The organism is Microbacterium sp. K35 (genome assembly GCF_004794375.1).
In the GTDB taxonomy this organism is placed as follows: Bacteria; Actinomycetota; Actinomycetes; order Actinomycetales; family Microbacteriaceae; genus Microbacterium; species Microbacterium sufflavum.
In genome coordinates this window covers 1-7,324 of sequence record NZ_SSDM01000045.1, presented here as the reverse complement: position 1 = coordinate 7,324, position 7,324 = coordinate 1, and the positions used below count along the sequence as shown (strand labels likewise).

Annotated in this window: 6 protein-coding genes and 1 pseudogene; 5 read left to right on the top strand and 2 right to left on the bottom strand. The window is 71.1% G+C overall.

The window, feature by feature from the left end:
* Positions 1–88 precede the first annotated feature (88 nt).
* The 4 genes from DW299_RS01130 to DW299_RS01115 all read left to right on the top strand — a co-directional run bounded on the left by DW299_RS01130 (position 89) and on the right by DW299_RS01115 (position 3,872).
* The gene (locus DW299_RS01130; RefSeq protein ID WP_168387224.1) at positions 89–643 is read left to right on the top strand and encodes a PH domain-containing protein; all 555 of its coding nucleotides are present in this window, start codon (positions 89–91) and stop codon (positions 641–643) included.
* Between the two features lie 61 nt (positions 644–704).
* A complete protein-coding gene (locus DW299_RS01125) occupies positions 705–1,829 on the top strand; it encodes a 5-(carboxyamino)imidazole ribonucleotide synthase (protein ID WP_136035339.1) in 1,125 nt (374 codons plus the stop codon).
* Positions 1,830–1,953: 124 nt separating this feature from the next.
* Entirely contained in the window at positions 1,954–2,421 is a 468-nt protein-coding gene (purE, locus tag DW299_RS01120) for a 5-(carboxyamino)imidazole ribonucleotide mutase (protein WP_136029996.1), read from the top strand.
* Complete coding sequence (locus tag DW299_RS01115; protein ID WP_136035338.1) at positions 2,418–3,872, top strand: LCP family protein; 1,455 nt, start codon at positions 2,418–2,420, stop codon at positions 3,870–3,872. Before purE ends, DW299_RS01115 begins: the two co-directional genes overlap by 4 nt.
* A gap of 166 nt (positions 3,873–4,038) precedes the next feature.
* On the opposite strand, the gene DW299_RS01110 is transcribed toward DW299_RS01115, so the two are convergent.
* Both DW299_RS01110 and DW299_RS01105 read right to left on the bottom strand, forming a co-directional pair.
* Positions 4,039–4,497: an LAVTG motif-containing sortase-dependent surface protein gene (locus tag DW299_RS01110; protein WP_240744521.1), complete on the bottom strand. Its 459-nt coding sequence runs from the start codon at positions 4,495–4,497 to the stop codon at positions 4,039–4,041.
* A gap of 269 nt (positions 4,498–4,766) precedes the next feature.
* Positions 4,767–6,530, bottom strand: coding sequence for a DUF4012 domain-containing protein (locus tag DW299_RS01105; protein ID WP_136035337.1), 1,764 nt, complete (start codon positions 6,528–6,530; stop codon positions 4,767–4,769).
* Positions 6,531–6,672: 142 nt separating this feature from the next.
* Here DW299_RS01105 and DW299_RS01100 point away from each other — a divergent pair.
* Positions 6,673–7,324: pseudogene (locus DW299_RS01100) on the top strand (glycosyltransferase); the annotation flags it as partial.

Here is a 7,324-nt window from a genome sequence, read left to right as displayed (position 1 = left end):
GGCGACGTGGTGCACGTGCGGCCCGCGTGACGCGGGGACACGCCGCCCGGCGACCGGCGTTGTCGGTCTCCCGGGGCACAATGGTGGGGTGACCCAGCCCGTGACGCTCGGCGGGCGGCCGCTGATGCCGCCGCCCGGGGCCCCCGCCGAAGAGCTGCTGATCGCGCGCTTCCGTAGCCACGCGCGACGCCTGTTCTGGTCCGCAGTGGTGCTCATCGCGACGTTCGGGCTCACTGCCTACCTGTACGACAACCTGCCGGCCGGGTTCGAGAACTGGATGCTGCTCGCCGCAGCCGGCGCCGTGGTCCTGCTCGCGGTCGTGGTCCCCTTCGTCGTCTGGTACTCGCGCACCACCACCATCACGACGCGACGGGTGATCGCGCATCAGGGCATCGGTTCCCGGCAGCGCAGGGAGATGTCGCACGCGCGTGGGTACACGATCGGGGTGCGCCGCGGACCGCTCCAGCGCCTGTGGGGGTGCGGCACCGTGACGCTGTCCAACGGCGTCGACGCTCCGCTGCGGCTGCCGAACGTCCCGAACGTGACCCTGGTGCACGAGACGCTGGCGGACCAGATCGAGGTCGGGCAGATCCTCGCGCACCGCGACGCACAGGCCACCGCCGACGACACCGACGCCCTCTGACCCGCGTTCCCTCGCGCGCCCTCGAGTGCGGAAGAATGGGACCAACGAATGGAGGCGGCACATGGCGTTGCGCGTTGGCGTGATCGGCGGAGGACAGCTGGCACGGATGATGATCGCTCCGGCGGTCGAGCTCGGGATCGACCTGCGGGTGCTCGCGGAGGACGAGGGCATGTCCGCCGGGCTCGCGGCCACGGCCGTCGGCGACTACCGCGACCTCGCGACGGTCCGCGCGTTCGCCGAGGGCGTCGACGTCATCACCTTCGATCACGAGCACGTGCCGCAGGACGTGCTGCGGGCCCTCGTCGCCGACGGCGTCGCGGTGCACCCGGGGCCCGACGCGCTCCAGTTCGCCCAGGACAAGCTCGCGATGCGTGCCCGTCTCGCCGACCTCGGGGTGCCGCAGCCCGAGTGGGCAGCGGTGCGGAACGTCGCCGAGTTGCAGTCCTTCCTCGACGCCCAGGGTGGCGCGGCCGTGGTCAAGACCCCGCGGGGTGGCTACGACGGCAAGGGCGTGCGCGTCGTCCGCTCCGCCGACGACGCACGGGACTGGCTGGACGCCCTCGGTGAGGGGGAGGCACTGCTCGCTGAAGAGCTCGTGCCGTTCGTCCGCGAGCTCGCCCAGCAGGTCGCCCGGCGCAGCGGGGGAGAGATGATCGCGTACCCCGTGGTCGAGACCGTCCAGCGCGATGGGGTGTGCGCCGAGGTCATCGCGCCCGCCCCGGCCGCCGGCGATCGGCTGGTCGAGGTGGCGGAGGGGATCGGACGCACCATCGCGGAGGGTCTCGGCGTCACCGGCATGCTCGCGGTCGAGCTGTTCGAGACCGACGACGAGCGCATCCTCGTCAACGAACTGGCCATGCGTCCGCACAACAGCGGGCACTGGAGCCAGGACGGCGCCGTGACCGGACAGTTCGAGCAGCACCTGCGCGCGGTCGCCGACCTGCCGCTGGGCAGCACCGCTCCTCGCGCGTCGTGGTCGGTGATGGTGAACATCCTCGGCGGCCCGATCGGTGCCACGCTCGACGAGCGGTTCGCGTCGGCGATGGCGGAGCACCCCGGCGCCAAGATCCACACGTACGGCAAGGCGCCGCGTCCGGGTCGCAAGGTCGGACACGTCAACGTCGCCGGGGAGGACCTGGACGACGCGGTGTACGTCGCTCGGGCGGCCGCCGCGCACTTCGCGTGACGCGAGGCGGACGGGACCTGGGCGCAGCCGCGTGCCGCTGGGGTGTTCTCCCAGCGCGAGCCCGTAGCCTGTTCTGGTGACAGAGCCACTTCACTCCTCCGCTGCGCCCGTGGTCGGCGTCGTCATGGGGTCCGACTCCGACTGGCGCGTCATGAGTGACGCCTCGCAGGCCCTGACGGACTTCGGGATCCCGCACGAGGTCGAGGTGGTCTCGGCGCACCGCACCCCCGACAAGCTCATGTCGTATGCGCGGGAGGCCCGCGCGCGAGGGCTCCGCGTGATCATCGCGGGGGCCGGCGGAGCGGCCCATCTGCCCGGGATGCTCGCGTCGATGACGCCGCTGCCCGTGGTCGGTGTTCCCGTGCCGCTCGCGTACCTCGACGGCATGGACTCGTTGCTGTCGATCGTGCAGATGCCGGCGGGGATCCCCGTGGCGACCGTCTCGATCGGCGGGGCCCGCAACGCCGGCCTCCTGGCCGCCCGCATCCTCGGCGCCGCCGACGCGGAGCTCGCCGACCGGGTCGAGGCCTACGCCGCCGATCTCGAGTCGCAGGTCGCGGCGAAGAACGAACGGCTGAAGGACTCGCTGTGACCCTTGCGCCTCCGCGCGCACGACAGCGCCCGATCATCGAGACCCGGCCGCTGCGGCACCCGGACTCCACCGACCCCGGGATGATGTCGAAACGCGGGTGGTGGCTCATCGCGATGAACCTTCTTCTTCCGGGGTCCGCTCAGGTGCTGGCGGGCAACCGCCGTCTCGGTCGGTTCGGTCTCGGCGCCACGCTCACGGCCTGGCTGCTGGTGATCGTGACCGTCGGTCTCGCCCTGTTCACCCGACCGGTCCTCCTGTGGCTCACGGTCGCCGGCGGGTTCTTCTCCGCCGTGGTGCTGACGATCGTCCAGGTGCTGCTGGTGGCGTACGTGGTGCTGTGGATCGTGCTGACCCTCGACACCCTGCGCCTCGTGCGGCTGGTCAAGGTCCCCAACCCCTCGCGGCTGGCGATCCCCGTGGTGGCGCTCGTGCTCCTCGGCCTGGTCGGCGGCGCCGCCGGTTACGCCGCGACATCGGTGGGATCCGTGCGGGGAACCGTCGGGGCGATCTTCGGGCAGAGCGGACCGAGCCTCCCGCCGAGCGACGGCTACTACAACATCCTCCTGCTCGGTGCGGACAGCGGGGACGGCCGCGACTCCATGCGTTTCGACAGCATCTCGGTCGTGTCGGTGAACGCCGAGACCGGTGCGGTCACGATCACGGGCATTCCGCGTGAGCTCCCGAATGCGCCGTTCAGCGACGGCAGTCCCATGCAGGCGCAGTACCCGAACGGATTCGAGGGGCACAGCTCGTCGACCTGCGGGTGGAACGGCTGGATGAACCACGTGCGTTACGCCGCAGAGGTGTGCCGGGACGACGGAGGAGCGGAGCTGTACCCGAAGGCGGTCGCCCAGGGCTCCGAGCCGGGCATCGAAGCGACGAAGGATGCCGCCGAGGGCGTCCTCGGGATCGAGATCCCGTACTACGTGTTCGTCGACATGCACGGCTTCGCCGACCTGGTCGACGCGCTGGGCGGGGTCGATATCAACGTCACCGAGCGTCTCCCGAAGGGCGGTCCGCCCGAGGGATGGACCGGGACGGACGTGAACGAGTGGGCGATCGGCTGGATCGAGCCGGGCCAGCAGCACATGGACGGCGACACGGCGCAGTGGTACGCCCGCTCGCGCTACACGACCAGCGACTGGGACCGCATGAAGCGGCAGCGGGAACTTCAGGAGGCGATCCTGGCTCAGTTCACGCCGCAGACCGTGCTGACGCGGTTCAACGAGGTCGCCGCGGCGGGCACGGCGTTGATCAGCACCGATCTGCCCCAGGACAAGCTTCCGGAGTTCTTCGATCTGATGCTCAAGGCGAAGGAGCAGCAGGTCACGACGATCGAGCTGACCCCGGATTCGGGCGTGGACGAGCACAACCCCGACTACGGGTACATCCACCAGATGATCCAGCAGGCGCTGCACCCGCCGACGTCGACCCCCACGCCCAGCCCCTGACGGAGGGGGCCCGCTCCGCGTGGGCATGGCGCAGCCCACGGGCGACGCTCCCGAGGGTCGTCGCCCGTGGGCGTCCGGTGCAGCACCGGATTCGCCAGACGACGGTGATCGGAGGGGGAGGGATCACCGTCGTCCAGCCGACCACCGCGCGAGGCGGCAGCCAGGCTCAGGCGCGCTTGCGGCGAACGATCCCGGTGGCGACGAGCGCCCCACCGGCGACCAGGGCGGCAGCTCCACCGCCGAGCACCCACGGCGAGACCGAGCCGCCGGTGAGCGCGAGCTCCATGCCGCCGCCGGTCAGGGGCAGCTCGGTACCCGCGGGTGCGACGGCAGGGTCGTGATCGCAGCTGGACGCGGCGTCGTGGCCGTGCGACACGGTGATCGTGGCGGTGTACGGACGCGAGCCCCCGAAGGCGACGGCGTAGGAGCCCTCACCGTCGGCCGGCGGGCGGAACGTCAGCGTCATGCTGCCGTCGGCGCCGGCGGTGTTGCCGGAGGTCGCGGCCTTGCCCGCGTTCTTGCCGGAAACGGAGACCGCCACGTTCTCGGACGGCAGGAAGTACCCGGGGCCGAAGACGATGGTGGAGACCTCGCACACGTCGATGATCGGGTCGCCGACCTTCACACCGGGAGGCGAGGGGTACGAATCGCTGGATGCGTCCGGAATCGTCGGCGCAGCGGTTGCGATGGTCGGCGCGACGAGTACCAGCGCGCCAGCGGTAAGGCTGATGGCAGCCAGTTTCTTCAGCATGATCTCTCCCCAGAAATGTCACGCGGAATCGCCTCCGGACACACCCCTGCGTCCGACTGCGTGAGGTCTCCTGCCCCCACGGCAGGTTCACAGACCCCAGTTATTCCCCAGTGAGATGACAGTACCCCATTCGAGGGAGATTGTCACGAACCGCAGCGGAGTGTGTCCTTGGTCAGCTCCGGCCCCGTGATCAGGGGGGTGTGCAGCACCTCGGTGAGCCGCTGACCGGCACCCGTGCCCTGGAACTCGACGGTGATGGTGGTCGACTCGCCGGGCGCCAGCTGCACCTCGTGCTGCACGACGGACCGGTCGCCGAGCATCGCCGTCTGCACGCCGTCGTCCTCACCGTCCCTGTCCACGTGGGACGGGGTGGCGCCCTCGGGGCCGTACACCGCGATGAGCGTGCGCACGGTGCCGGGCGGCACGCCGTAGAACCCGTCGCCCGTCACGTACGGGGGCAGGGAGGTCGCCGCGTCGGCGGGTGCGGTGTTCGTCCAGGTGACGGTGATCTGCGTGGTCGGCTCTCCGTCGCAGCGCCCGACGGCGGTCGCGATCGTGGCGCGCGTGTAGTAGTCCATCTTCGCGCCGGTGCCGTCGTTGAACAGCACGCCCACGTGACTCGTGTCGGCCGAGTCCGGGGGGATCGTGCCGCCGAGGGCGCTCGCGGCGAGCAGGGTCTCCTCGTCCTCGTGCGCGCTCCAGATGCGGATCCGACCCTCGCCCGCGGCATCGGCCAGCGCGCCGATCAGAGCCTGGGGATCGCCGCCCGACAGGGCTGCTCCGAACAGGCCGCCGGCTGCAAGAGCGAAGATGTCATCCTGTGCCACGGGGTCGGGGACGGCCGCGTAGATCTCCGACAGCAGAATGCTCGTGATCGTGTCGGACGTCGCCGTGAAGGGCCCGAACGTCAGGTCGCCCGTGACCTCCATCAGATGCTCGGCGACCAGGGCGTCCACGGCGATCACCCCGTCGACCTGGCCGCCGAAACGCCCGACCCACCGTGCCGCGATCGTCTCGCCGGCCTCGCGGAAGTCGGGGATGCTGGTGATGTTCTGCAGGAACCGTCCTGGGCGATCCTCGAACAGCGCCGTGGTGGACTCGCTCACCGGGAGGGGGACATCGAGGGCGGGGAAGTCGCGCGTGGATGCCTGGCTCTGCAGGGTCACCCGCCCGTTCTCGGCGTGCAGCAGGGCGATCGAGCCGATGATGCCGCCCGAGGAGCGCAGTTCGGCGTTGTTCTGCATCGCGAGCACGTACGTGCGCGGACCGTCGCCGCCCAGCATCGTGGGCAGGAGCACGGCAGCGCCGTGCAGCGAGCCCACGACCGTCGCCGCCTGCGTGACGGATCCTCGCATCTGACGGATGGCATCGGCGAGAGGGGGCAGCGTCGCATCGGCGTCGATGCGCTTGGCTCGGTCGTCGGCGGAGGTGAGCGACGCCGCGGCGGCGGCCAGGGGCTCCTCGACCTGGGCGAACGGCGCGAGGTTGATCGCGCCGTCGGTGAAGCCCAGGCTCGACAGGTCGAGATCGGCGCCGACCTGCAGCAGGGGTCGCAGCGCCTCGGTCGATACGTCATCCGCGATCTCGGCGATCTCGCTGACGGCCTGGAAGTTCGGACCGACCCACGGCAGGACGCCGAACGCGTGCCAGATCGGATCGGAGGTGAGGTCATGGGCGGAGGCCGCGTTGCGGGCGATGGCATCGGAGATGGGCTCCGCGCCGTCGAGATCGCCCTCCGCGATCGCCTGCTTCAGCTGGGTCGCGCCCTTCGCGACCTGACGCAGATCGTCCACCGCGCCGATGCCGCGGACCGTGACCCAGCCGATGGCGATCACGAGCAGCGTCAGGAGGATGCCGATGGTCCATCCGATCCATCGGCGTCGGGCAGGAAGTCGGCCATCGCTCACTCGAGCATTCAAGCACGGTGGGTACGCGCGAGGCCATGGAGCGCGCACGTGAGGTCATGCGTTGCTGTGGGAACGCTGAAATTGCGGACCGGCGGGCGGTGCGCTCCACGGCTCCGCAGCATGCCGCGGTTAGCCTGAACCCATGGGTGCTCGGCTGCGTGTGGTTCTGGATCAACTGGTGCACGTCGTGGACCAGGACCAGGCCACGGCGGCACGTGAGCTGACGGCGGGGCTCGTCGCGACGGCCCCGTCCGGCTGCGCGGTCGACGCGATCGTACCGGCGGGCGCGCAGGTGGACGTCGCCGGGGTCGACGAGGTGCGCACGCTCGGTCTCGGTCGCCGGGAACTGGCGGCCTCGTGGCAGCTGGGCATCGCTCCGGGTGTGGGCGGCGGGATGATCCACGCGCCCACGCTGATGGCGCCGCTCGTGCGCCACGACAGGGTGCACGACCACGATCAGACCACCGTGACGGTGTGGGACCTGTGCGCCTGGGACGACCCGGGCGCCCTGTCGAAGTCGGCCGTGGCCTGGCAGCGCGGCATGCTCCGCCGTGCCGCGCGGCACGCGGACGCCGTGGTCGTGCCGACCCACGCCGTGGGGGAGCGTCTGGCCGAGATCGCCCGACTCGGCGACCGGATCCGCGTCATCGCCGGCGCACCGCCGCACGATTTCGCCGTGCCTGCCGACGCCGAGTCCCGGCGGGGCGCGCTGTCCCTGCCGTCGGAGTACATCGTCCTGACCGGATCGGCGGACACCCTCGCGGCGGGGTTCCGTGGAGCCGTCGCCGCCGCGA